The sequence below is a fragment of the Actinocorallia sp. A-T 12471 genome, assembly GCF_033875155.1.
GTDB lineage: Bacteria > Actinomycetota > Actinomycetes > Streptosporangiales > Streptosporangiaceae > Actinocorallia.
The window spans coordinates 408,242-431,060 of sequence record NZ_JAWZTE010000004.1; the positions used below are offsets into that span (position 1 = coordinate 408,242).

At 72.6% G+C, this 22,819-nt stretch carries 20 protein-coding genes; 8 read left to right on the plus strand and 12 right to left on the minus strand.

Annotated features, from left to right (window positions below; genetic code table 11):
• Positions 1-99: 99 nt before the first annotated feature.
• From R9X44_RS14190 to hisD, 3 genes are all read right to left on the minus strand, one after another.
• Complete coding sequence (locus tag R9X44_RS14190; RefSeq protein ID WP_319814589.1) at positions 100-1,842, minus strand: N-acyl-D-amino-acid deacylase family protein; 1,743 nt, start codon at positions 1,840-1,842, stop codon at positions 100-102.
• A 100-nt stretch (positions 1,843-1,942) separates the two neighbouring features.
• Positions 1,943-2,716 carry an SDR family oxidoreductase gene (locus R9X44_RS14195; RefSeq protein ID WP_319814590.1) on the minus strand — a complete coding sequence of 258 codons (774 nt, stop codon included), beginning with the start codon at positions 2,714-2,716 and terminating at the stop codon, positions 1,943-1,945.
• Positions 2,713-4,044 carry a histidinol dehydrogenase gene (gene hisD / locus R9X44_RS14200; protein WP_319814591.1) on the minus strand — a complete coding sequence of 444 codons (1,332 nt, stop codon included), beginning with the start codon at positions 4,042-4,044 and terminating at the stop codon, positions 2,713-2,715. The genes R9X44_RS14195 and hisD overlap by 4 nt, the downstream gene beginning before the upstream one ends.
• Before the next feature lie 203 nt (positions 4,045-4,247).
• On the opposite strand from hisD, the gene R9X44_RS14205 reads away from it, so the two are divergent.
• The 5 genes from R9X44_RS14205 (at position 4,248) to R9X44_RS14225 (ending at position 9,929) form a co-directional block, all read left to right on the plus strand.
• Complete coding sequence (locus R9X44_RS14205; RefSeq protein WP_319814592.1) at positions 4,248-4,979, plus strand: SDR family NAD(P)-dependent oxidoreductase; 732 nt, start codon at positions 4,248-4,250, stop codon at positions 4,977-4,979.
• 129 nt (positions 4,980-5,108) lie between these two features.
• On the plus strand, positions 5,109-6,248 hold the full coding sequence (locus R9X44_RS14210; protein WP_319814593.1) for an OB-fold domain-containing protein: 1,140 nt from the start codon (positions 5,109-5,111) through the stop codon (positions 6,246-6,248).
• Positions 6,245-7,264 carry a lipid-transfer protein gene (locus R9X44_RS14215; RefSeq protein ID WP_319814594.1) on the plus strand — a complete coding sequence of 340 codons (1,020 nt, stop codon included), beginning with the start codon at positions 6,245-6,247 and terminating at the stop codon, positions 7,262-7,264. The genes R9X44_RS14210 and R9X44_RS14215 overlap by 4 nt, the downstream gene beginning before the upstream one ends.
• Complete coding sequence (locus R9X44_RS14220; RefSeq protein ID WP_319814595.1) at positions 7,264-8,418, plus strand: thiolase domain-containing protein; 1,155 nt, start codon at positions 7,264-7,266, stop codon at positions 8,416-8,418. Before R9X44_RS14215 ends, R9X44_RS14220 begins: the two co-directional genes overlap by 1 nt.
• Positions 8,419-8,429: 11 nt before the next feature.
• The gene (locus tag R9X44_RS14225) at positions 8,430-9,929 is read left to right on the plus strand and encodes a class I adenylate-forming enzyme family protein (RefSeq protein ID WP_319814596.1); all 1,500 of its coding nucleotides are present in this window, start codon (positions 8,430-8,432) and stop codon (positions 9,927-9,929) included.
• Here R9X44_RS14225 and R9X44_RS14230 read toward each other — a convergent pair.
• The 4 genes from R9X44_RS14230 to R9X44_RS14245 are packed head-to-tail and all read right to left on the minus strand — an operon-like array spanning position 9,892 to position 14,120.
• Positions 9,892-11,082: an acyl-CoA dehydrogenase family protein gene (locus R9X44_RS14230; protein WP_319814597.1), complete on the minus strand. Its 1,191-nt coding sequence runs from the start codon at positions 11,080-11,082 to the stop codon at positions 9,892-9,894. The genes R9X44_RS14225 and R9X44_RS14230 overlap by 38 nt on opposite strands.
• 10 nt (positions 11,083-11,092) lie before the next feature.
• Positions 11,093-12,070 carry an acyl-CoA dehydrogenase family protein gene (locus tag R9X44_RS14235; protein ID WP_319814598.1) on the minus strand — a complete coding sequence of 326 codons (978 nt, stop codon included), beginning with the start codon at positions 12,068-12,070 and terminating at the stop codon, positions 11,093-11,095.
• Positions 12,061-13,248 carry an acyl-CoA dehydrogenase family protein gene (locus tag R9X44_RS14240; protein WP_319814599.1) on the minus strand — a complete coding sequence of 396 codons (1,188 nt, stop codon included), beginning with the start codon at positions 13,246-13,248 and terminating at the stop codon, positions 12,061-12,063. Before R9X44_RS14240 ends, R9X44_RS14235 begins: the two co-directional genes overlap by 10 nt.
• A 47-nt stretch (positions 13,249-13,295) precedes the next feature.
• A complete protein-coding gene (locus tag R9X44_RS14245; protein WP_319814600.1) occupies positions 13,296-14,120 on the minus strand; it encodes an enoyl-CoA hydratase/isomerase family protein in 825 nt (274 codons plus the stop codon).
• A gap of 95 nt (positions 14,121-14,215) precedes the next feature.
• On the opposite strand from R9X44_RS14245, the gene R9X44_RS14250 reads away from it, so the two are divergent.
• Positions 14,216-14,959 (plus strand): hypothetical protein, encoded by a 744-nt coding sequence (locus R9X44_RS14250; protein WP_319814601.1) that lies wholly within the window; start codon positions 14,216-14,218, stop codon positions 14,957-14,959.
• A 20-nt stretch (positions 14,960-14,979) separates the two neighbouring features.
• Here R9X44_RS14250 and R9X44_RS14255 read toward each other — a convergent pair whose 3' ends face one another.
• Positions 14,980-16,170, minus strand: coding sequence for an acetyl-CoA acetyltransferase (locus tag R9X44_RS14255; RefSeq protein ID WP_319814602.1), 1,191 nt, complete (start codon positions 16,168-16,170; stop codon positions 14,980-14,982).
• Positions 16,171-17,565, minus strand: a complete 1,395-nt coding sequence (locus R9X44_RS14260) for an OB-fold domain-containing protein (RefSeq protein WP_319814603.1) — start codon at positions 17,563-17,565, stop codon at positions 16,171-16,173.
• A gap of 63 nt (positions 17,566-17,628) precedes the next feature.
• Between R9X44_RS14260 and R9X44_RS14265 the strand changes: the two genes are divergently transcribed.
• Positions 17,629-18,867 (plus strand): CoA transferase, encoded by a 1,239-nt coding sequence (locus tag R9X44_RS14265; protein WP_319814604.1) that lies wholly within the window; start codon positions 17,629-17,631, stop codon positions 18,865-18,867.
• A gap of 11 nt (positions 18,868-18,878) precedes the next feature.
• Here the strand turns inward: R9X44_RS14265 and R9X44_RS14270 are convergent, their stop codons facing one another.
• Positions 18,879-19,541, minus strand: coding sequence for a PaaI family thioesterase (locus tag R9X44_RS14270; RefSeq protein WP_319814605.1), 663 nt, complete (start codon positions 19,539-19,541; stop codon positions 18,879-18,881).
• Positions 19,542-19,639: 98 nt separating this feature from the next.
• Between R9X44_RS14270 and R9X44_RS14275 the strand changes: the two genes are divergently transcribed.
• Complete coding sequence (locus R9X44_RS14275) at positions 19,640-20,254, plus strand: TetR/AcrR family transcriptional regulator (RefSeq protein ID WP_319814606.1); 615 nt, start codon at positions 19,640-19,642, stop codon at positions 20,252-20,254.
• A gap of 2 nt (positions 20,255-20,256) precedes the next feature.
• Here the strand turns inward: R9X44_RS14275 and R9X44_RS14280 are convergent, their stop codons facing one another.
• Complete coding sequence (locus tag R9X44_RS14280; protein WP_319814607.1) at positions 20,257-21,063, minus strand: enoyl-CoA hydratase/isomerase family protein; 807 nt, start codon at positions 21,061-21,063, stop codon at positions 20,257-20,259.
• Positions 21,063-22,697, minus strand: a complete 1,635-nt coding sequence (locus tag R9X44_RS14285; protein WP_319814608.1) for an AMP-binding protein — start codon at positions 22,695-22,697, stop codon at positions 21,063-21,065. The genes R9X44_RS14280 and R9X44_RS14285 overlap by 1 nt, the downstream gene beginning before the upstream one ends.
• Positions 22,698-22,819: the final 122 nt, after the last annotated feature.

Sequence of the window (22,819 nt, forward strand, 5' to 3'; positions counted from 1 at the left end):
ACCCGACCGACGGAGGATCAATTATCTTACCTTATCGACCGCAAATGGCCAGTAACCCCTCGCGTCTCTCCTCGCATTCCCGACCCCCGGTGAACGCCTTTATCGAGTGCCGCGCAGCAGACGGCCTGGGCGCGCTCCGGTGTCCTTGTCGTTCCTGCGGGTGATCACGCCTGCCACGATCGTCGCGGTGTAGCCGTGGGCGTCCTGGAGGAGGCGGCCGCCTCCGGCCGGGAGGTCGTGGGCCATGCGGGGGACGTCGAGGGTGAGGTTGGCGAAGTCGATGACGTTGAGGTCGGCGCGCATGCCCTCGGCGACCACGCCGCGGTCGGTCAGGCCGAACAGGCGAGCGGTGTCGCTGGTCTGCTTGCGGATGACGTACTCCAGGGGCAGCTTCTCGCCGCGTGTGCGGTCGCGGGCCCAGTGCGTCAGGAGGTAGGTGGGCATCGACGCGTCGCAGACCATCGCGACGTGCGCGCCGCCGTCGGCGAGGCCGTAGACGGCGGCCGGGTGGAGCAGCATCTCGCGCAGCGCCTCGTGGTCGCCGTCGCTGTAGCCGAAGATCGGGACCATCAGCATGGCCCTGCCGTCCTGCTCCAGCATCAGGTCGTACAGCTTGCCCATGGGGTCGACGCCCTCGGCGGCGGCGAGCGCGGCGAGCGACATGTCCGGCGTCGGCTCATAGTCGGGGACCTCGCCGAGCGGGAAGATCCGGTCGAGCAGGAACTGCTGGCCGAGCGCGATCATGTCGTCCATGCTGCCGGGACGCGGGTCGAGGTCGGCGTCGGCGAGGATCGCGGCGCGCACCTCGGGTGCGGCGAGGCGGTCGAGGAGGTCGCGGCCCGAATAGCGCGCGGCGAGGTCCTGGAAGGCGGGCCGGAGGGTGAAGGCGTGCCTTCCGGTGAATCCGACGAGCATCCCGAACGGACGGCCCGCGACCTGCGGGTAGACCTCCGCGCCCGCCTCGCACGCGGCGAGCGACTCCGCGAGCAGTTCCCGCCACTGCTCGGGCGCGGCGTCCACCTGGAGCAGCGAGAACGTGACGGGAAGGCCGGTCTCGGCGGCCAGCCGCCGCATCCAGTCCATCTCCTTGTGCGCGGCGATGACGTCCTCGCCGGTCGCGCCCATCGGGGCCAGCTCGAACACGACGCGTCCTGCCTTGGCGGCGGCCTTGCCGAGCGCGAACAGCTCGTCCTCGGTCGCGAACGTGCCGGGCACGGGCTCGCCGTCGATCGCGCGGTGGCTGAGCGTGCGCGAGGTGGAGAACCCGAGCGCACCCGCCCGCACCGCCTCGGTGACGAGTTCGGCCATCCGCGCGATGTCGTCGGGTGTCGCGGGCTCGTTGCGCGCGCCGCGCTCGCCCATCACGTAGGCGCGCAGCGGGCCGTGCGCGATCTGGACGCCGAAGTCGACGGCCAGTTCCCTGTCGGCGACGGCGTCGAGGTACTCGGGGAAGCTCTCCCAGTTCCACGCGACGCCCTCGGCCAGGGCCGAGCCGGGGATGTCCTCGACGCCCTCCATGAGGCCGATGAGCCAGTCCTCCTTGCCGGGTTTGACCGGCGCGAACCCGACGCCGCAGTTCCCGGCGACGACGGTCGTGACGCCGTGCGAGGCCGACGGGTCGAGCGCGGTGTCCCAGGTGACCTGGCCGTCGTAGTGGGTGTGCACGTCCACGAACCCCGGCGTCACCAGCAGGCCGGTGGCGTCGACGGTCTCGGCGGCGGGTCCGTCGAGGGAGTCGGCGACCCTGACGATGCGGCCGTCACGGACGCCGACGTCCGCGCGGCGGGGCGGGGTCCCGGTGCCGTCCACGACGAGTCCGCCGACGATGGCGAGGTCGTACATGCGCTGTCCTCCGAGGGGTGGGAGTGGGGCGTCGGACGGGCCGACGTCCCCATATCCTCGGACATTCGCGGCAGGTTGTATACGTTATTCGTTATTCGCGTCAGGGCGCGATCATGCCGGCCGACAGGTCGATGTCGGCCCCGCACATGCCGGGGATCTGCAGCATCGCGACGAGTCCCGCGCCGACCTCGTCCTCCTCCACGAGGCGTTCCAGCGCCGCGCGGGAGACGAACGTGTGCTCGGCGTCCTCGACGCTCGCGCCCGTCGCGGCGGCCTCGAGCCTGAAGTTGCGCGCCATCCGCTCGCCGCGCACCGGCCCCGGCGACAGCGAGTTGACGCGCACACCCTGCGGCCCCGCCTCGAACGCGAGGGTACGGGTGAGCCCGAGAACGGCCATCTTGCTCGCCGCGTACGGGGTGCGGCGTACGAGGGGCCGCTTGCCGGTGACGGACGCGACGTTCACCACGTCGCCGTCACCGCGCGCGTACATCGCGGGCAGGAACGCCCGGCACATCAGGTAGATGCTGCGGACGTTCGCGCCGAAGACCGCGTCCCACTCGTCGGGCGAGATGTCGGTGATGGGCGCGACGGGTCCGCCGACGCCCGCGTTGTTGACGAGGATCGACACGTCCTCGTCGGCGAGCTCCGCGCGCAGCGCCGTGACGGCGTCGGGGTCGGACACATCGCAGGACGCGGTGCTGAGCTTCAGGCCGAGCCCGGCGAGTTCGGCCTCGGCGGCCGCGAGCTTGCCGGTGTCCCTGCCCACCGCGACGACCTTGCACCCGGCCTGCGCGAGGTGCCTTGCCATCGCCAGGCCGAGGCCGCTGCCGCCGCCGGTGACCAGCGCGGTGCGGCCCGCGAGCGCCGGGATCACGCCGGGGCCCCGGGGATCTCGACGCCGATCTCGCGCAGCCACGCCGGGGTGCCGTCGTAGCGGGCCGCGCGGATGTCGCCGGAGCGCGCGTGGCCCTCGAACAGCTCGACGCGCGAGGCACGGCCGCAGACACGGCCGAGCTCCGCACTGGTTTCGGGGTTCTTTATCTCCTGATACGTCACGGTCTTAAGGTACTTGCCGACCCACAGGCCACCCGTGTAGCGGGCCGCGTGACGGGTCGGCAGGACATGGTTGGTGCCGATGACCTTGTCGCCGTAAGACACACAGGTGCCTTCGCCGAGGAAGAGCGCCCCGTAGTTGCGCATCTCCTCAAGCGCGCGGCGCGGCTCGGCGGTGAGGACCTGGACGTGCTCCGAGGCGAAGGAGTCGGCGATCCGCCACGCCTCGGCGAGGTCGGCGGCGACGATCACCTGGCCGTGGTCGCGCCACGCGGGAAGCGCGTAGTCCTTGGTCGGCATACCGGGAAGGATGCGCTCGACGAGGTCGATCACCTCCCGGCCGAGCCGCTCGGAGGTGGTGACGAGCACGGCCGGGGAGTCGGGCCCGTGCTCGGCCTGGCTGAGCAGGTCGACCGCGACGGTGACGGGATCGGCGGTCTCGTCGGCGACGATGAGGATCTCGGTCGGGCCCGCGATGAGGTCGATGCCGACCTCGCCGAACAGCTGCCGCTTGGCCTCGGCGACGTAGGCGTTGCCCGGCCCCGCGATGAGGTCGACCCGGCCGATGGTCTCGGTGCCGAGCGCGAGCGCGGCGACCGCCTGGATGCCGCCGAGCAGGTAGATCTCGTCGGCTCCGGCGAGGTGCATCGCCGCGACGGTCTCCTTGGGGATCTCGCCCCGGATCGGCGGGGTGCACGCCGCGACCCGCGCCACGCCCGCGACCTTGGCCGTCACGACGGTCATGTGCGCGGACGCGACGAGCGGGTACCTGCCGCCGGGCACGTAGGCCCCGGCCGCCGAGATGGGCACGTTGCGGTGGCCGAGGACGACGCCGGGCAGCGTCTCGATCTCCACGTCCTGCAAGGCCGCGCGCTGCGCCTCGGCGAACCTCCTGACCTGCGCCTGCACAAAGGAGATGTCCTCGATGACCTGCCGGTCGACACCCGCGACGATCTCCTCGATCCGCTCCGGCGAGAGCCTGAAGTGCTCGGGCGACCAGCCGTCGAACTTCGCGGAGTACCGCCGCACCGCGGTGTCGCCGTCCGCCCGGATGTCGGCGACGACCTCGGCGACCGCGTCCCTGACCCGCGCGGCCGCGGCGTCGTCGCCGGTACCGCCGCCCGCCGCCGCCTTCAACTCCACAGGCATGCCGCTTCCTCCCAGCCCACCGGCCATCCCGCCCAGCCGTGTTCCGCCAGGCGAAAAGCCGTTTCCTTTTGTCCGCCGCAAGCTTGCGGCCCGCGCCCGGCCACTGTCAAGGCGCGCAGCGTCGCGTCCGATCGCCGCCAGCGCCGGACGCCGCGCCCGGCTGGAATTGACCGCGTCAAGGAAGACGAATCCGGGAGGTTTTCATGAACGGCAAGACGGCGCTGGTCACCGGCGGCGGCCGCGGCATCGGGGCGGCGACCGCGCTGCGGCTCGCCGAGGCGGGCCACGACGTCGCGGTCACCTACAGCGCGGACAAGGAGGCCGCCGAACGCGTCGTGCGCGAGATCGAGGAGCGCGGCGGACGCGGCCTCGCCCTCCTCGCGGACGCGGGCGACGCCGTCGACGCGGTCGCGGCGGTCGAGCGGACCGTCGCGGCGTTCGGGCGGCTCGACGTGCTCGTCAACAACGCGGGCGCGGGCGTCCTCGGGCCGATGGAGACGCTCACGCTCGAGCAGGTGGACCGGGTGCTCGCGGTGAACGTGCGCGGGTCGTTCCTCGCCGCGCGGGCCGCCGCCGCGCACATGCGGGCGGGCGGCCGGATCGTCACGATCGGGACGTGCATGGCACAGCACGTGCCGGGACCCGGCGCGACCCTGTATGTGACGAGCAAGGCGGCGCTGACCGGCCTGACCAAGGCGCTCGCGCGTGAGCTCGGCGGGCGCGGCATCACCGCGAACCTCGTCCACCCCGGCCCGACCGACACCGGCATGAACCCGGCAGACGGCCCGTACGCCGCCGACCAGGCGGCCGCGACCGCGCTCGGCAGGTTCGGCACACCCGACGAGGTCGCCGCGCTCGTCGCGTTCCTCGCCGGACCCGACGCCGCCTATGTCACCGGCGCGGAGTTCGCCGTGGACGGCGGCCACGCCGCCTGATCCGGCCACCGCTCGATCGCAGGACCGCCGCCGGAGGAGGGCTCGCCCCGCCTCTGGCGACAGCTCTCGTATTCAATATATTTTAGTCGGTGAGACTCCGGTCTCTTCGGTTTCCGGAAGGAGCGAGCGTTGACGTCATCCCCCGCGCCGCCCGGCGCAGTACGGACTGTCCTGGAATACCCCTACACGCGCACGACGGGCGGCGTGCTCGGCGCGTTCCTCACCGGAATCCGGGACGGTCGCCTGCTCGCCGGAAGGGTCGGCGGCAAGACGTACGTGCCGCCGCCCGAGTACGACCCGGTGACGGGCGCGGCCGCCAACCCCGAGTTCGTCGAGGTCGGCCCCGGCGGCACGGTCACCGCGTGGACCTGGGTCCGCCACCCCACGGCGGCGCACCCGTTCGCGCGGCCCTTCGCCTTCGCGCTCATCCTCCTCGACGGCGCGGACACCCCCTTCGTCCATGCCATCGACGCCGAAACCCCGGACCGCATGACCACCGGAATGCGGGTGACCGCACGCTTCGCCCGGGAACGAGCTGGCACGATCACCGACTTCCACTTCGTCCCCGAACCCGGCACGGCCCGCGAGGCCCACACGGACCCCTCCGCGCGCCCGCACCCCGGTACAGCCCCCACGACCTTCGGGGACGCAGCCGGGCAGTCGCACTCGTCCTCGCGGACCACGGGCTCTCCGGAGCCCAGCACGGCCGCTGCGGGCCCGGGAAAGCCGGGAGAGGGCGAGGGGCCTGTCACGCTCACCACGCATGTGATCTCGTTGGAGTACGAAGAGGCGTTGTATCCGCATCGTGAGCGGTTTCTCGCGGGGTTGCGGCGCGGGGAGGTGGTGGGACAGCGGTCGCCGGTGAGCGGGAAGGTGTATGTGCCGGGGCGCGGCTATGACCAGCTTGAGCGTGTCGTGATGGGCGAGGGTGACGACGTCGTCGTCGCGGCGGCGGGGGCGGTCAGTTCGTTCACCGAGATCACGCCGGTCGCCTACCACGGGCAGAAGGAGACCGAGCCCTACATCCGCGCGTCGATCCTGCTCGACGGCAGCGACTCGCCCGTCACCGGCGTCGACATCAGGACGATCCCTCTCGCGGAGTTCCGGGTCGGGCTGCGGCTGCGCGCGGTCTGGCGGCCCGAGGACGAACGGGACCTTTCCGGCTTTGACAACAGGTCGACCGGCGGCTGGGAGGGCGTGTTCGCCAGCTGGGAGCCCACGGGCGAGCCCGACGCCGACGTCCGAGCGCTTGAGGAGCACGCGTTTTGAGCCGTCCCGTCGCGGTCGTCGCGACCGCCGCCACCCCCGTCCACGCCGCCTACGCGGGGCCCGAGGCGGGTCTCGTCATGTCGTGCGTGAACGACCTCCTCGCCGCGACGGGCCTCACCCGCGCGGACCTAGAGTTCACGATCGCGGGAAGCTGCGACTACCTCGGCGGCGCGCCCTTCTCGTTCGTCATGAACCTCGACGGGGTCGGCGCGTGGCCGCCCGTCTACGAGAGCCACGTGGAGATGGACGGCGCGTGGGCGCTGTTCGAGGCGTGGATCAGGCTCCAGGTCGGCGACGTGGACACCGCGCTCGTCATCGGCTCGGGCAAGGCGTCGGCCGGGGACCAGCGCCGGGTCTTCGCCCTGCAGACCGACCCCTACACGATGGCCCCGCTCGGCCTCGACCCCGTCTCCCTCGCCGGCATCCAGGCCCGCGCGCTGCTCGACGCGGGCCTCGCCACCGAGGCCGACTTCGCCGCGACCGCCGCGCGCTCGGGCGCGGGAACCCTCGCCGAGCTGCTCGCCGCCCCGTACGTCAGCGACCCTTTGCGGGCCCACGACGTCGCGACGCCCGCCGACGGGGCCGTCGCGCTCGTGCTCGCCGCAGGAGACCGGGCACGGGAGCTGACGGACCGGCCGGTGTGGATCACCGGCATCGACCACCGCATCGAGTCGCGGCTTCCCGGCCTGCGCGACCTCACCGACTCCCCCTCGACCAGGACCGCCGCCGCGGGCGCGGGCGTGGACGCCGGGCCGATCGATGTCGCAGAGCTGATGGTCGTGCACTCCCCCGAGGAGACCATTTTGCGCAACGCGCTCGGCCTCGCGCCGGGGACCGTCGTGAACCCGTCGGGCGGGCCGCTCGCGGGCCATCCCGTCATGGCGACGGGCCTGGCCAGGGTCGTCGAGGTCGCGCGGCGGATCGCGGCCAGGGAGGCCGGGCGCGGCCTCGCGCACGCGTCGAGCGGGCCGTGCCTCCAGCAGAACCTCGTCGCCGTCCTGGAAGGAGACAGCTGATGGGCCGCCGCTGTGCCGTCGTCGGGATCGGCCAGACCGACTACCGCCGTCGTCTTGAGGTAAGCCTTGAGGGCCTCGTACGTTGGGCGGCCTTGGCGGCGCTGGAGGACGCGGGCCTCACCTTCGCCGACATCGACGCCGTCGTCCTCGGCAAGGCACCCGACCTGCTTGAAGGCGTCATGATGCCGGAGCTCACCCTCGCCGACGCGCTCGGCGCGGTCGGCAAACCGATCCACCGCGTCCACACGGCCGGTTCGGTCGGCGCGGCTACCGCGATCAGCGGCGCGACGCTCGTGGAGTCGGGCAGGTACGAGCGGGTGCTGGTCGTCGCCTACGAGAAGCAGTCCGAGGGGAACGCGACGTGGGCGCTGTCGGGCGGCAAGTCCGGCGGGCAGGGCGCGGGCGGCACGTTCGCGCCATGGATTCGCCACTACATCCGACGGTCAGGCGCGCCCGAGCACATCGGGTGGAAGGTCGCGGTGAAGGACCGCCGCAACGCGCTGCGCAACCCGCACGCCCATCTGCGCATCCCGGACATCTCCCAGGCGAAGGTGCGCGAGTCGCCCATGCTGTGGGAGCCGCTGCACTTCCTGGAGTCCTGCCCGTCGTCTGACGGGGCCGCCGCCGTCGTTCTGGCGTCCGAGGACGCCGCGCGCAGGGGGCCGTCGCGTCCGGCGTGGGTCGTCGCGCACGCCAAGCGCAGCGAGTTCGCCTCGTTCCCCGGCCGCGACCCGGTGCGTCCCCAGGCCGGGGTCGACTGCGCCGAGGCGCTGTACCGCAAGGCGGGGATCACCGATCCGCTGCGGCAGATCGACTGCGCCGAGCTGTATGTGCCGTTCTCCTGGTATGAGCCGATGTGGCTGGAAGGGCATCTGCTCGCCGCGCCCGGCGAGGGCTGGAAGCTCACCGACAGCGGTGCGACCGAACTCGGCGGGTCGTTCCCGGTGAACCCGTCGGGCGGGGTGCTTTCGTCCAACCCGATCGGGGCGTCAGGGCTGGTCCGCTGCCTCGAGGCGGCCAGGCAGGTGCGCGGGAGCGCCGGCGACCACCAGGTGGACGGCGCGCGCGTCGCCCTCGGGCACGCCTACGGTGGAGCCGCGCAGTACTTCGCGATGTGGATAGTGAGCGCCGACCCCGACCCGGTGTTCGCCTGACGGGAGCCCGCATGACACCCATCCCCGGGCCGCACGCGGCAGCCCACGGTATCGGCGACCTCTTCGCCGCCGTCCTGTCCGACGAACCCGACCTCGCCGCGCTCGTCCAGGGCGGCGACGTCCTCACCTACCGGGCGTGGTGGGCGGAGTCGGGCGCGGCCGCCGCACGGCTCGCCGACCGTGGCGTCGGCGCGGGCGACATCGTGGCGCTGCTGCTGCCGTCCGGGCGCGCGTTCGCGGTCTGGTACCTGGCGGCGCTGCGGCTCGGCGCGGTGGTCTCGGCGGTCAACCCGAGGCTCGGGCCCGCCGAGACCGCGCACATCCTCGCCGCGTCACGGCCTGTCGTGACCGTCACCGACACGCCTGAGCGCGTCACGGCCTGGCCCGTACTCGACCCGGCTCCCGGCGACGGCGACGGGCCCGTGTACGTCGCGGACGGCACCGACCCGGCGGTCATCGTCTGGACGACCGGCACAACGGGCCTGCCCAAGGGCGCGTGGTTCGACCACCGGACGCTCAGGTTCATCGGCGCGCATCTCGGGCCGCTGAGCGCGCCCTACGACCGCAAGCTGTTCCCTATCCCGTTCGCCCACTCCGGGTATGTGACGCGGCTGTACGACCAGCTCGCGCACCGCGCGGCGCTGATCCTCACCGACCCCGTCTGGCACGCCGCCGACATGCTCACGACCCTCCAGCGCGAGCGGGTGACGCTCGGCCAGGGCGTGCCGACCCAGTGGGAGAAGCTGATCGCGCTCGACGGGCTCGAACACGCCGACCTGTCGGCGCTGCGCCTGGTCGCGACGGGCGCGAGCCGGGTCTCCCCCGAGCTCGTGCGGCGACTGCGCGAGCGGCTGCCGTGCCCGGTCGTCGTGCGGTACGCGAGCACGGAGGTGCCGCTGGCGTTCGGGACCTCCCCGGACGACGCCGCCGACACCGTCGCCAGGACCGTCGGGCGGCCGCTCGGCGGGGCCGAGGTGCAGGTGCGCGGGCCGGACGGCGACGCGCTGCCGGCCGGGGAGGTCGGCCGGGTCCATCTGCGGTCGCGGGCCGCGACGCGCGGCTACTGGAACGATCCGGACCGCACCGCCGAAACCCTCGCGCCGGACGGGTGGCTCGCCGCAAGCGACCTCGGCACGCTCGACGCGGCGGGCCGCCTCACGATCGTCGGACGGGCCGACGACGCCTACCTCCGGGGCGGCTACAACGTGTACCCGTCGGAGGTGGAGGCGGCGCTTGCGGCCCACCCGGGGGTGGACCGCGTGGCCGTCGTGGGCGCTCCCGCACCCGTCATCGGGGAGGTGGGGGTCGCGTTCGTGGTCGCGGACGGGCCGGACGAGGCGGAGCTGAAGGACTGGTGCCGGGCAAGGATCGCCGACTACAAGTGCCCGGACGCCGTCGTGTTCGTCGCGGACCTGCCGGTGAACGCGGCGTTCAAGGTCGACGTGACGGAGCTGCGGCGGCGCGCCGCCGAGCTCATCGCCGGTAGTCCTCGAGCAGCCGCCGACCGATGATCATCTTCTGCACGTCGGCGGTGCCTTCGCCGATCAGCAGCATCGGGGCCTCACGGTAGAGCCGCTCGATCTCGGTCTCCTTGGAGTAGGCGTAGCCGCCGTGGATGCGGAAGGAGTCCTCCACGACCTCCTTGCAGTACTCGCCCGCGAGGTACTTCGCCATTCCGGCCTCGAGGTCGTTGCGCTCGCCGGAGTCCTTGCGGCGCGCGGCCATCGTCATCATCTGGTGGGCGGCCTCGACCTTCGTCGCCATCTCCGCGAGCCGGAACTGGACCGCCTGGTGCTGGGCGATCTGCTTGCCGAACGTCTCGCGCTGCTGGGCGTAGTCGATCGCCAGCTCGAACGCCCGCAGCGCCATCCCGCACGCGCGGGCCGCCACGTTGACGCGGCCGACCTCGACACCGTCCATCATCTGGTGGAACCCGCGCCCGTTCGCGCCGCCGAGGACCTGGTCGGCGCCGATCCGGAACCCGTCGAAGACCAGCTCGGTCGTGTCGACGCCCTTGTAGCCCATCTTGTCGATCTTGCCGGGGATCAGCAGGCCCGGTGCGACCTCGCCGAAGCCGGGGGTCTTCTCGACCAGGAACGTCGACATGTTCCGGTAGACGGAGTCCGCGCCCTCGTCGGTGACGACGAGGACCGCGACGAGGCTCGAGGTGCCGCCGTTGGTGAGCCAGTACTTCTGGCCGGTGATGACGTAGTCGTCGCCGTCGCGGACGGCCCGGGTCTTGATCGCCGACACGTCGGAGCCGCAGTGCGGCTCGGACATGGAGAACGCGCCGCGCAACGAACCCTCAGCCAGGCGGGGCAGGTAGTTGGCTTTCTGTTCCTCGGTCCCGTGCTTCAGCAGCAGGTACGACACGATGAAGTGGGTGTTGATGATGCCGGACACGCTCATCCAGGCACGCGCGATCTCCTCCACGGCCAACGCGTAGGTGAGCAGCGACTCACCCAGACCCCCGTACTCCTCGGGGATCATCAGTCCGAAGACGCCGAGCTCGCGCATACCCGCAACGATCTTCTCGGGGTACTCATCCGCGTGTTCGAGCTCGGTCGCGACCGGCAGGATCTCCCGTTCGGCGAAGTCGCGGACCGCAGCCAGGATCTCGCGCTGCTGCTCGGTCAGCCCCTCGGTGCGGGCCAGTCTCCTCATGCTCTGCTCCTTAACCGATCCCGGCCGCAAGCTCCTCGGCAAGGGCGGCGGCGGTCCCGAACGCGGTCTCCTGCACCCAGGCCCGCTTGACGTACAGGTGGGCCAGGACCTCCCAAGTGAACCCCATGCCGCCGTGGACCTGGACGCCGGTACGCCCGTTCCCGGACGCCGCCGCGTCGGCCAGCAGTTTCGCCGTCGCGGCGGCCTCGCCGGGGTCGCCGGAGCCCGGGTCGTCGACGGTCAGGGCGGCGACGAGCACGGCGGGCCGCGCGAGGTCGACCCGCACGAGCGCCTCGGCGAGGAGGTGCTTGACCGACTGGAACGAGCCGATCACCCGGTCGAACTGGACGCGCTCCCCCGCGTACCGCACGGCGAGGTCGAGCGCGCCCTGGGCGACGCCGACCTGGAGCGCGGCGGTGAGGATTCGGCCGAATCGGCGCAGCCGTGCGGCGTCGGCGGCGTCACCGACGCGTCGTGCGCCGTCCAGCCGAATGGACGCGGCGGGCGCGACGGGCGTCAGCGGGTCGAGCGGGTGCGCGGCGGGCGGGCCCGCGACGTCGCCGGGCGCGAGGAGGTAGACGCCGGAGTCGTCAAGGACGAGCACGTCAGTGGCCGCCTCGGGATGCTCCACGACGGCGACGGCCTCCCCGGTGTCCACCACCGCGACGACCGCGTCGCCTTCGGCAGCCCCCGGGACGAGCCCTGCCGCGAGGAACGTCCCGACGAGCGGCCCGGGTACCAGCGCGCGGCCCAACTCCTCGAAGACCAGCACCGCGTCGGCGAGCCCGAGGCCCATGCCGCCGTCTTCCTCGGACAGCGTGAGGCCGAGGACGCCGAGGTCCGCGAGCGCCTTCCACGCCTTGCGGTCGAAGGGCGGCGCGGGCACGGCGGCCGCCGCGCGCAGCCGTTCGGCGTCCCAGGCGTCGGCGAGCCAGGCGCGCAGTCCCGCCCTGAGGTCGCGCTGGTCGGCCGAAGGCATCAGGTCCATCGGGGCTCCTTGGGCAGGCCGAGGACGCGCTCGGCGAGGATGTTCTTCTGGATCTGCGACGTGCCCGCCGCGATCGTGAACGCGAGGGTGTTCACCCGGTCCTCGACCACGTGCCCACCCGGCCCGCTCATCGCCAGGGACGCCCGGCCCAGGACATGCGCGGCGAGGTCGCCGATCCGCTGCCGGTTCTCGGTGAACTTCAGCTTGAACACCGAAGCCCCCTGCACCGGGATCATCCCGGCGGACGCCTCGGAGACGTTCTTGCGGATCAACGACCACAGACCGGACACCTCGGCCGCGAGGGTGCCGACGTCGCGGCGCAACGCGGCGTCGTCCCACAGGGTGCCGCCGCCGGGCGCGGGGGTGGCCTTGGCCGTCGCGACGGTCTCGGCGAGCAGATTGCGGGACTCGACAACGTCGGAGATGAACGCGGTGCCGCGCTCGAACGAGAACGTCACCATCGCGACCCGCCAGCCGTCGTTCTCCGCGCCGACCCGGTTGGCGACGGGCACCCGCACATCGTCAAGGATCAGTTCGCTGAACTCGCTGCTGCCGACGGCCGTGCGCAGCGGCCGGACGGTCACGCCCGGCGCGTCCATCGGCAGGATCAACCACGTGATGCCCTTGTGCCGGGGCGCTTCGGGGTCGGTGCGGACAAGGAGTTCACAGTGGTCGGCGACCTCCGCGTGCGACGTCCACACCTTGCGGCCGTTGACCACGTACGCGTCGCCGTCGCGGACGGCGGCCGTGCGCAGCGAGGCCAGGTCGGAGCCCGCGTCAGGCTCGGAGAAGCCCTGGCACCAGACCTCGTCACCGCGCAGGATGCGCGGCAGATGCGCCGCGCGCTGCTCCTGGGTGCCCTCCACGATGAGCGTCGGCCCGGCGTGCAGCAGCCCGACGAAGTTCGCGCCGACGTACGGGGCGCGGGCCTTCGCGGTCTCCTCAAGGAAGATCAGCTGCTCGGTCGGGGACGCGCCGAGGCCGCCGTGCTCCGACGGCCAGTCCACGCCCGCGTACCCGGCGTCGAAGAGAAGCCGTTGCCACGCGGTGTCGTAAGCGCGTCTGGCGGGCCAGTCGTCACGGTCGGGCTTCGGGGGCAGAGTGGGCAGTGTCGTGCCGAGCCAGGACCGCAGCCGGTCCCGGAAGGCGGCTTCCTCGGGGGTGAGGCGCAGGTCCACGCGGGGCTCCAGGGGGTTCGGGGTGGGGGGCGACTCTGGGGCGGCGGCTACCAGCCGCGGAAGTGCGGCTGACGGCGTTCCAGGAACGCGCGCAGCCCCTCCTGGCCGTCCTCACTCGCCATGTTGACCTCGACGGCCATGGCCTCCTCGCCGAACGCGGTCGCCCGGTCGGCATCGAGCGCGCGGTTCACCAGGCGCTTGCCGAGGCCGAGCGCGACGGTCGGGCCCGTGGCGAGGCGGGCCGCCCACTCCGCGGCGGTCTTGGCGAGCTCGTCGGCGGGCACCACCCGGTTGACGAGGCCGAGCCGCTGCGCGTCGGCGGCGGGCAGATCGTCGCCGAAGAAGATCAGCTCCTTGGCGCGCTGCGGGCCGACGAGCCTGGCCAGCAGGTACGCGCCGCCGCCGTCCACCACGAGGCCGCGCCGCACGAACAGCTCGATGAACTTCGCGGTGTCGGCGGCGAGGACGAGGTCACAGGCGTAGGCGAGGTGGCAGCCGATCCCGGCCGCGGTGCCGTTGACGGCGGCGATCACCGGCTTCTCGCAGTCGAGTACCGCCGCGATGAGCCGCTGCGCGCCGCCGGAGATCGCGCGGGCGATCGAGCCCGCGGGCCGGTCGGGGAGTCCTTCGGGCAGGTCGTCGGGGGGTGCGGCCGGGGCGGAGAGGTCGGCGCCGGTGCAGAAGTGGCGGTCGCCCGCGCCGGTGAGCACGATCGCGCGGACCCGCGCGTCACCGCTCGCGGCGGCGAGCCGCGCGATGATCTCCTCGCGCTGCGCAGCGCCGATGGAGTTGCCCGCCTTCGGGCGGTTGAGCGTCAGCCAGGCGACGCCGTCGCCGCCAAGCGCCCAGCGCAGCTCGGGTTCCTCGGCCACGCGGCCACCGCCTTTCCCGGCGCGCACCCGCGCCAACCGACAAGATACTTTATAAAGTATACAAGTACCGGGAACCCCGGCCCGAGGAGGACGCCGTGCACGAGGACACCGTGAACGAGAAGGTCTACATCCACGAGTTCATCAACATCACCAAGCAGCACCGCGCGCGGTACATGCACCACATGACGGCGAACTGGAGCCCGATCGCCCAGGAGCAGCGCGGTCAGCTCTGCTACGGGGTGTGGGGCGTCGTCGGCAGCACCGGGCCGTGGCCGCAGGTCGTCAACCTGTGGGAGGAGGACGGGTTCGCCGGGCTCGCCGCCTCGTTCCGCCTCGAGTTCGGCAACAAGATCCTCCAGGACCCGGCCTTGGAGAAGTGGTGGGCCGCCGCCGCTGACCTGCGCTCGGGCGGCTTCGACCGGATCGTCGTCCCGCACCCGGGCAACGCCGCGATCGGGGCGCTGTGCGCGGACGGGCCCGTCGGGGCCGAGGTCTACGCGCACGAGATCATCGGCGTCCCGCAGGGCGGCGCGTGGAAGGCCGCCGACCTCGTCGCCGCGCATGCCGACGCCGCCCGCGCGCGCACGGGCTGGCGGTTGCTCGGCGCGTTCGTCACGGCGATGCACGCGCTTGACGAGGTGATCCTCCTGTGGGCGATCCCGGACTGGGAGGCGTGGGCGGCCGCCGAGGAGGAGGCAATCCGGGGCCGTGACGGGCTGCTCCCCGAGGGAACCGGCCTGCTCAACCGTGACCGCATCCTGCTTGTCGACGCGCCGCTGTCGCCGCTGCGCACCGGCCGCCAACCCCACCGCGACGACCGCACCGACTGGACCGACTGAGCGACGGCGTCCTGGCGGCGTCACGGGGTGCCGAGGATCGCCACGAAGCTGACCATCTCCCCCGGGTAGCCGCCAAGGTTGTGGGTGAGGGCGAGTGACCTGTCGCCGAACGTCGAGATCCGCCGCTCCCCGGGGGCCTCGCCGCGCAGCTGGAGCCATGCCTCGAACATCATCCGCAGCCCGGACGCACCCACCGGATGCCCGAACGACTTCAGGCCGCCGTCGGGGTTCACCGGGAGGGCGCCGTCCAGGTCGTAGACGCCGTCGAGGACGCCCTTCCACGCGGTGCCGCGCTCGGCGAGGCCGAGATCCTCGAGCAGGACGAGTTCGGTCGGGGTGAAGCAGTCGTGCACCTCGGCCATCGCGAGCTCCCCCGCCGGGTCGGCGATCCCTGCCTGCGCGTAGGCGTCCCGCGCGGACGCGGCGACCTCGGGGAACGTCGTGTAGTCGTAGGACGGGTCAGTCAGGCCCGAGCCGTCGCCCGCGACGAACGACAGCGCCTTGATGAGCAGCGGATCGTCGGTGTACCTGTGCGCGTCCTCGGCGCGGACGACGAGCGCGGCGGCGGCCCCGTCGGCGACGCCCGCGCAGTCGAACACCGACAGGCCGCCCGCGACGGCGGGCATCGCGCACAGCCGCTCCACCGACATCTCCTTGCGGAACTGCGCGCGCGGGTTACGCGCCCCGTTCGCGTGGTTCTTCGACGCGATCCTCGCCAGCACCGTGCGCATCTCGGTATCGGAGACCCCGTACTTGCGGCCGTACGCGGGCGCGACCATGGAGAACATCGCGGCCGCCGTCAGCGTGCGCTGGGTGCCGTCGTTGGGGATGGGGAAGGCGTTGAGGCCCTGGTAGCCGGAGTCCTTGACCTTCTCCACGCCGACCGCCATGGCGACGTCGTACGCGCCGCTGGCGACGGCGTAAGCCGCCTGCCGGAGGGCTTCAGATCCTGTGGCGCAGTAGTTCTCCACCCTGGTCACCGGCTTGTCTTTGAGCCGCAGCGGCCTGGACAGGGTGAGGCCGCTCATCCCCGACTGCGCGGTGCCCAGCCAGTAGGCGTCGACCTGCTCCTTGGTGACGCCCGCCGAGGCGAACGCCTCACCCGTCGCGGCCAGCAGGAGTTCGTCAACGCCCTTGTCCCAGTGCTCGGTGAACCGGGTGCAGCCCATGCCGACGATCGCGACGCGGTCCTTGATCCCGTGCGAGCCCATCTAGCCCTCCCCGTCCCGGACCGGCCGGGCCTTCCAGAAGTAGTTGTGGATGCCGTCGGCGGTGAACAGACGGCGGAACACGGGCTCGACCCGGCCGCCGATCGCCACATCGTCCGGGGCCACGTCGGTCAGCTCGATCGGGAGGCGGCCGCCGCCGTCGAAGTCCACGACCGCGAACACCACGGGCGGGCTCGGCGAGTAGGCGAGCCGGTCGACGGTGAAGGTGACGATCGTGCCGCGCGCGTCGGCCATGAGGGCGGGGGTCGCGTCAAGCGGGGACGGCGGCATCCGCACCACCCCGTCGTCGCCGCGCGAGCCGGTGAACCCGTATTTCCACGCGGCGTTCCGCGCCGCCGCCGACGAGGACGGCCGCGCGGGCTCGGGGCGGCGCGGCGGCTCGACCGGCAGCATCCCGCGCCAGGCGAGGTATGTGCCGTAGTCCACCGACACGCCCCGCGCGGCCTGGGCGGCGACGGCGTCGGCGACGTGATGCGCGGCGAGCGCCCCGGTGGTCCGGAACACGAACGCGTCGGCCCCGTCGGAAAGGACGAGCAGCACGATCACGCGCCCTGCGGGGGCCGAGGCCGCGTCCTCAAGCGCGCTTGCGAGGAGCAGCCCTGGATGGGCCGCTCCCGTGACGCCCACTGTGCCCTCAAGCCGGTCCACGACATGTTCTGCGGGCACGCCGGAGCGCGCCGCGACGGCGGCCGACGCCCGCGCGTGCAGCCCGGCGACCGCGAGCGCGCCGACCTCGGCGGCCGCGACGCCCGCCCGGCCGAGCGCGACCTTCACCGCCTCGACGCCGAGCGCGGTGTACCGGGTCTCGCCGAACCGCTCCTCCCACAGCCGGGAGGCCGCCTCACCGGGGACCCGCCAGCGGTCGGTGAACTCCTCGGTGGCCGAGGCGACCGCGCACAGCTCCGCGAGCACCGGCCCCGCGTCCGCACCCCCGACCAGCAGCGCGGAACCGCCGTCTCCCCCGGCCGCCTCGTCCGCGCCGCCCGGCAGGCCGCCGCGCAGGTCCCCGGCGACGACGAGGGCGGGCCCGTCGGACGCCAGGGCCGCGCGCAGCGCGCCCGCCGCCGACCGGACCGAGCCGACCGCGTCATAGGCGGGTGTCTCACGGTCGAGCCTGAGCGCGGCGTGGACGGTCGTGGCGTTGGTCTTGTCGAGGTAGGGCGGGTCGGTGGTGGCGAACCACAGGGAGGCGGGGGCGGCCGGCGCGTGGCGCAGCGCGAGCCGTGCGGCGGCGACGCCGAGGGTGACGGCGTCTTCGTCATAGGAGGCGACGGTTCGGGTCCCCCCGCCTCCGCCCTTCCCGGCGATCCCCGCGATGGCACGGCGGTCGAGCCGCCGGTGGGGCAGGTACCCGCCCCAGGACAGGATTCCGCGCATGCGACGCATCATAGCCACGTTCCCGAATATTGCATAAAAGATTCAATCTGCAATACTGCGGGCATGACGCTCGGTGCGCCCGGTGGGGCGAGTGATCCGCAGGCACGCCCCCTCGCCGGGGTCCGCGTCCTCGCGCTCGAGCAGATGCAGGCGCTGCCGTACGCGACCCAGCTTCTGGCGCGGCTCGGCGCGGACGTCGTCAAGATCGAGCCGCCGTCCGGCGACTCGGGACGCGGCGCGCGCCCCGCGATGACCGACCCCGAGGGCCGTCCCGTCGGCGCGACGTTCCTGCGCAACAACTTCGGCAAGCGCAGCGTGTGCGTCGACCTGAAGGACCCGCGCGGCCGCGACCTCGTCCTCGCCCTCGCCCCGCGCTTCGACGTGATCGCCGAGAACTCCAAGGCGGGCGCGATGGCACGGCTCGGCCTCGGCTACGACGACATCGCCCGCGTCCACCCGGCCGGGATCTACGTCTCGGTGTCGGGATTCGGCAACACCGTCCCGACCCCCTACGGCGCTTGGCCCGCGTTCGCCCCGATCGTGGAGGCGATGTCCGGCATCTACGAGATGAAACGCGAGGGCGACTCCCCGCCGCGCGTCGCCCCCGTCGGGGCGCTCGGCGACATCGGCGCCGCGCTGTTCGCCGCGATCGGCATCCTCGCCGCGCTCCGCCACCGCGAGACGACGGGCCGGGGCCAGTACGTCGACATCGCGATGCTCGACGCGGTCATCGCGATGACCGACATCGTCGCCAACTTCTGGTCGATGGGCCTGCGGAACGGCGACACAGGACCGCTGATCATGCACGGCTTCCGCGCCAAGGACGGCTGGTTCGTCCTCCAGGTCGGCCGCGAACCCCACTTCGCGAAGCTCGCCGACCTCGTCGGCGAGCCCGCGTGGAAGACCGACCCGCGCCTGGCGACCCGTCAGGGCTGGCTCGACCACCTGGAGACCGTGCTCCGCCCCGCGATCGAGGCATGGGCCGCGCCCCTCACCAAGATCGAGGCGTGCCACCTGCTCGGCGCGGCGGGCATCGCGGCCGGCCCGTGCCTCACCGACGCGGAGCTCGTCACCGATCCGCACGTCACCGCGCGCGGGATGCTCGTCGCGCTCCCCCGCACCGACGGGGTCGCCCAGCCCGTCCTCGCCCCGGGCAACCCCGTCCGCCTCTCCGCGCACACCCCTCCCCCGGAGACCCGGCCGCCGTGGCTCGGCGAGCACACCGACGGCGTGCTCACCGAGGAGCTCGGCATGTCCCCCGAGGACCTGGCCGGGCTGCGCGCCGACGGCGTCATCAGCTGAGGCGCGCGGGGTCAGGGCGCAGGGTTGGCGCGGGCGGCCATCCTGGCGATGGCGTCGCGGTCGAGGAGCGCGAACTCGGCGGTGGCCTCGCAGGTCAGCACGTCGTTCTGGGTGAGCCTGGCGAGCGTGTGCACCTTGCGGCCGTCCACCCGGTCGACCCATGCCTCAAAGCGGCACGGGGTGTGCAGCGTGGTCGGGCGGCGGTAGGTGACCGAGAGGTTGCGGGTCGGGCCGGGGACCTTCGCGATGAAGTTCGCCGCGGCGCAGACGATGTCGAAGGCCGCCGCGAGGACGCCGCCGTGGACGCACCCGGGCGGGCCCTCGTAGGCGCGCGTCAGCGAGCCGGAAAGGACCGCGCGGTCGCCCTCGTAGGACAGCGTGAGGGGCGGCGCGAGCGCGCTGTGCCTGCCGATCATGACGTCGAACGGCATCCGGGCGGCGAGGTCGGTCTCGTCCTCCTCCGGCTGGCTGAGCAGGGTCATCGGCGGCAGCGGGTCGGGGACGTGGCGGGCGAGCGCGTCGGCGATGGCGTTCAGGCCGCGCGCGGCGGCGAGGGTCGCCTCCGGCGGCGCGGTCGTCGCGGTGCACACCTCGATGAGGCGGCGCACCGACGCGGCGAGCGCACGCGACTCCTCAAGCCGTCCGGCGAGGACGGGGTGGTCGGCTTCGGTCACGGCATGCGTCCTTCGTTCGGGGTCGGAGCACCGTCCGCCTTGGCGCGCGGACGGCGGGGATACCATGATTCACAACGCGAAGGGGGCCTGGGGCAGGGATGAGCGGACGGAGTCTGCGGGACGAGCGCAGGGAGCAGCGCCGCGCGCTCAGCCGCGACCAGATCCTCGACGTCGCCGAGCAGGTCTTCGCCCGCAAGGGCTTCCACGACGCGTCGCTGCGGGAGATCGCCGAGCTCGCCGACTACTCCGTCGGCGCGGTGTACGGCTTCTTCTCCGGCAAGGACGAGCTGTACCGCGAGATCTTCCACCGCCGCACCGCGGCGTTCATGCCGGAGATGGCCGAGGTGCTCGCGTCGGACCTGCCGGCCGATCTGCGGCTCGTCGCGCTCGCCGAGTGGCAGGTGGGGTTCTTCCGGAGATATCCGGAGTTCGGGCGGCTCGTCCTGCGGGGCGGCGCGATCGCGTCGCCGGTCGCCGACCCGCCGGAGGAGGACACCGAGACGCTCGCGAACTTCCGCCGCTCGCTCGACATGCAGGCCGAGCTGTTCCGCACCGGCCAGCGCGCCGGGCTGCTGCGCGACGGCGACCCCGTGCTGATGGCGCGGATGTTCTCCGGCCTGGTGAGCGCCTTCCAGACCAGCGAGCTGTCCGGCGGCGCGCACCTGCCGCTCGGCGTGCTCGTGGAGACCGTCGAGCGCGCCTTCCGCGCCTGAGGTCACAGGCGCTGTCCGCCGCGGAACTCCTCGGGCACCCAGGACGGCTCGCGTTTCTCGGCGAACGCCCTGCCGCCCTCGACCATCTCGTCGTTGTAGAGCAGCGCGTCGAACGTCATCCGGTCGACTGTCCCGTAACGCTCGTTGATCAGCCGCTTCACCTGCAGCCGGGCCTGTGGCGCGGTCCGGCAGATCTGGATCGCGACGTCCTCGGCGACCCTATGGACGTCGGCGTCGTCCACGACCCGGGAGAACATCCCCCACTCGACGGCCTCCTCGGCGGTGACGGTCCGGCCGGTGAGCAGCATGTCGCGGGCCCGCGCGATCCCGATCTGGGCGGGCAGATAGCAGGCGTACCCGGTGTCGGCGATGCCGCGGAAGAGCTCGGGGGCCCTGACGGTGACGCTCCGCCCGGCCACCGCGACGTCCGAGAGCATCGCGATGAGCAGGCCGCCGCCCTGCGCGATCCCGTTGACGGCCGAGACGACGGGTTTCGGGGAGCGCCGGATCGCCTCGAACGGCGTCGAGTCGAGGCCGAGCAGATCGGGGAAGTCGAGCCATCTGTCGGGTTCCCTGCCGCGCAGCTCGCCGCCCGGCATGAACACGTCGCCGGTCCCGGTGATGATCAGCGCGGCGAGCGCAGGGTCACGGTTGACCAGGTCGACCGCGCGCCGGATGCCGAAGTACATCGCGCTGGTGAGCGCGTTGCGCGCGTCGGGCCGGTCCACCACGCACCAGGCGAGCGGGCCGCGCCTTTCCAGCCGCAGGTAGGGGGTGCCGAGGTCGTCGCCCGTAAGGCCGGCGCCCATCAGCGGCGCTCGAACTTCACGCCGGCCGCCTCGCGGTCCCACGTGGCCGCCGTGACGCCCTCGTCGCGCAGCAGGTTCTTGGTGGTCCGTCCGGTCCGGCTCATGGGCAGCTCCTCGCGGAACTCGAAGTAACGGGGCACCGCGTAGTACGGCAGGTGGTCGACCGACCAGCGGCAGATCTCCTCCTCGGTCACCGACGCGTCCGCGCGCAGCACGAGCGTCGCCTTGACGTCGTCCTCGCTGACGTCGCTGGGGACGGCGTGCACGCACACGTCCCTGACCGCAGGATGTTCGTGGAACACCTTCTCCAGCTCCCAGCTCGAGATGTTCTCGCCCCTGCGGCGCATGTAGTCGGCCTTGCGGTCCACGAAGAACAGGTAGCCGTCGCCGTCGAGCCTGCCGATGTCGCCGGTGTGGAACCACAGGTTCCGCCACGCCTCGACGGTCGCCTTGGGGCGCTGCCAGTAGCCCTCGAACATCACGTGCGGCATCCTCGGGCGGCACACGATCTCGCCGGGCTCACCGACGGGCACCTCGTGGTCCCGGTCGTCGAAGATCCTGACGTCGAACGCGTCGGCGTTGACGATCCCCGCCGAGCCCGGCTTTCCCGGCTTTCCGGGCGGCAGCCAGGAGATGAGCGAAGCCTCCGTCGCGCCGTAGGCGTTGCTGAAAGTCGTGACGCCGAACCGCTCGCGGTACAGCTGGTCTATCTCCGGTGGGATCGGCGCGCCGGTGAGCAGCCGTAGCGTCCTGTTGGCCTGCGGCCTCCCGGAGTTCTTCGCCTTGGGGTGGTCGTCGGCCCGCGCGACGAGAACGGCGAGCGAGCCGAGCAGTGACGCGATCGTCGCGCCCGTCCTGTCGATCTCCGGCCAGAAGCCCGACACCGAGAACCGCCGCGACAGTGCGGCACGGCCGCCGCTCAGCAGGGTGCCGGTGAGCATGCACGAGATCGCGTTGAAGTGGAACAGCGGGAGCGGGCTCCACACCACGTCCTCGGGGGTGCGGCCCCACGAGGAGATGATCTGGCCCGCGATCGACAGATGGTAGTTGTGGGACAGCGCGCAGCCCTTCGACGGGCCCGTCGTCCCGCCCGTGTACACGATCGTGCCGAGGTCGGTGGGCCGGACGGCGACGCGCGGGGCCGGGTCTGTATTGCCTAGGAGCTCGTCCCAGCCGTGGACCCGGGTGCCGCGCGCGCACGACACGACCGGCCGTCCCGGCCCGACGACCACGAGGTGCCGCAGCGTCTCGACCTGCTCCAGCACCTCGACGGGCCGGTCGGCGAGGTCGTCGTGCACGATCACGACCGCGGCCAGGGAGTCGGCGAGCACGTGCCGCAGCAGCGGGCCCTTCAGCGCGGTGTTCACCGGGACGGCGATCGCGCCGAGCCGGTGGATCGCGAACCACGCGACGACGGCCTCGGGACCGTTCTCCAGGATCGTCGCGACGGTCGAGCCGTGCCGGACGCCGAGCGCGTGCAGGGCTCCGGCGACGCGTTCGGCCTCGGCGTCGAGCGAGGCCGCGGTGTACGGGGTCCCGCAGAGGTCGAGGAACTGGCCGTCCGGGTCGGTGTTGAGGCGTCTGTCCAGCAGCTCGAGCAGGGTCAGCTGCTCGCCGTTCACCCAGCCTTGCATCTTCCGGTCTCCTCCGGGGTGGGGACTTTGAATACAATATCTAATCTACTTTTTCTGCGGCAAGACGAGCGAGCGCTTGTGCGGTGAACTGAACTGCGGTTCACTCTAGTGAGATAAGCGTT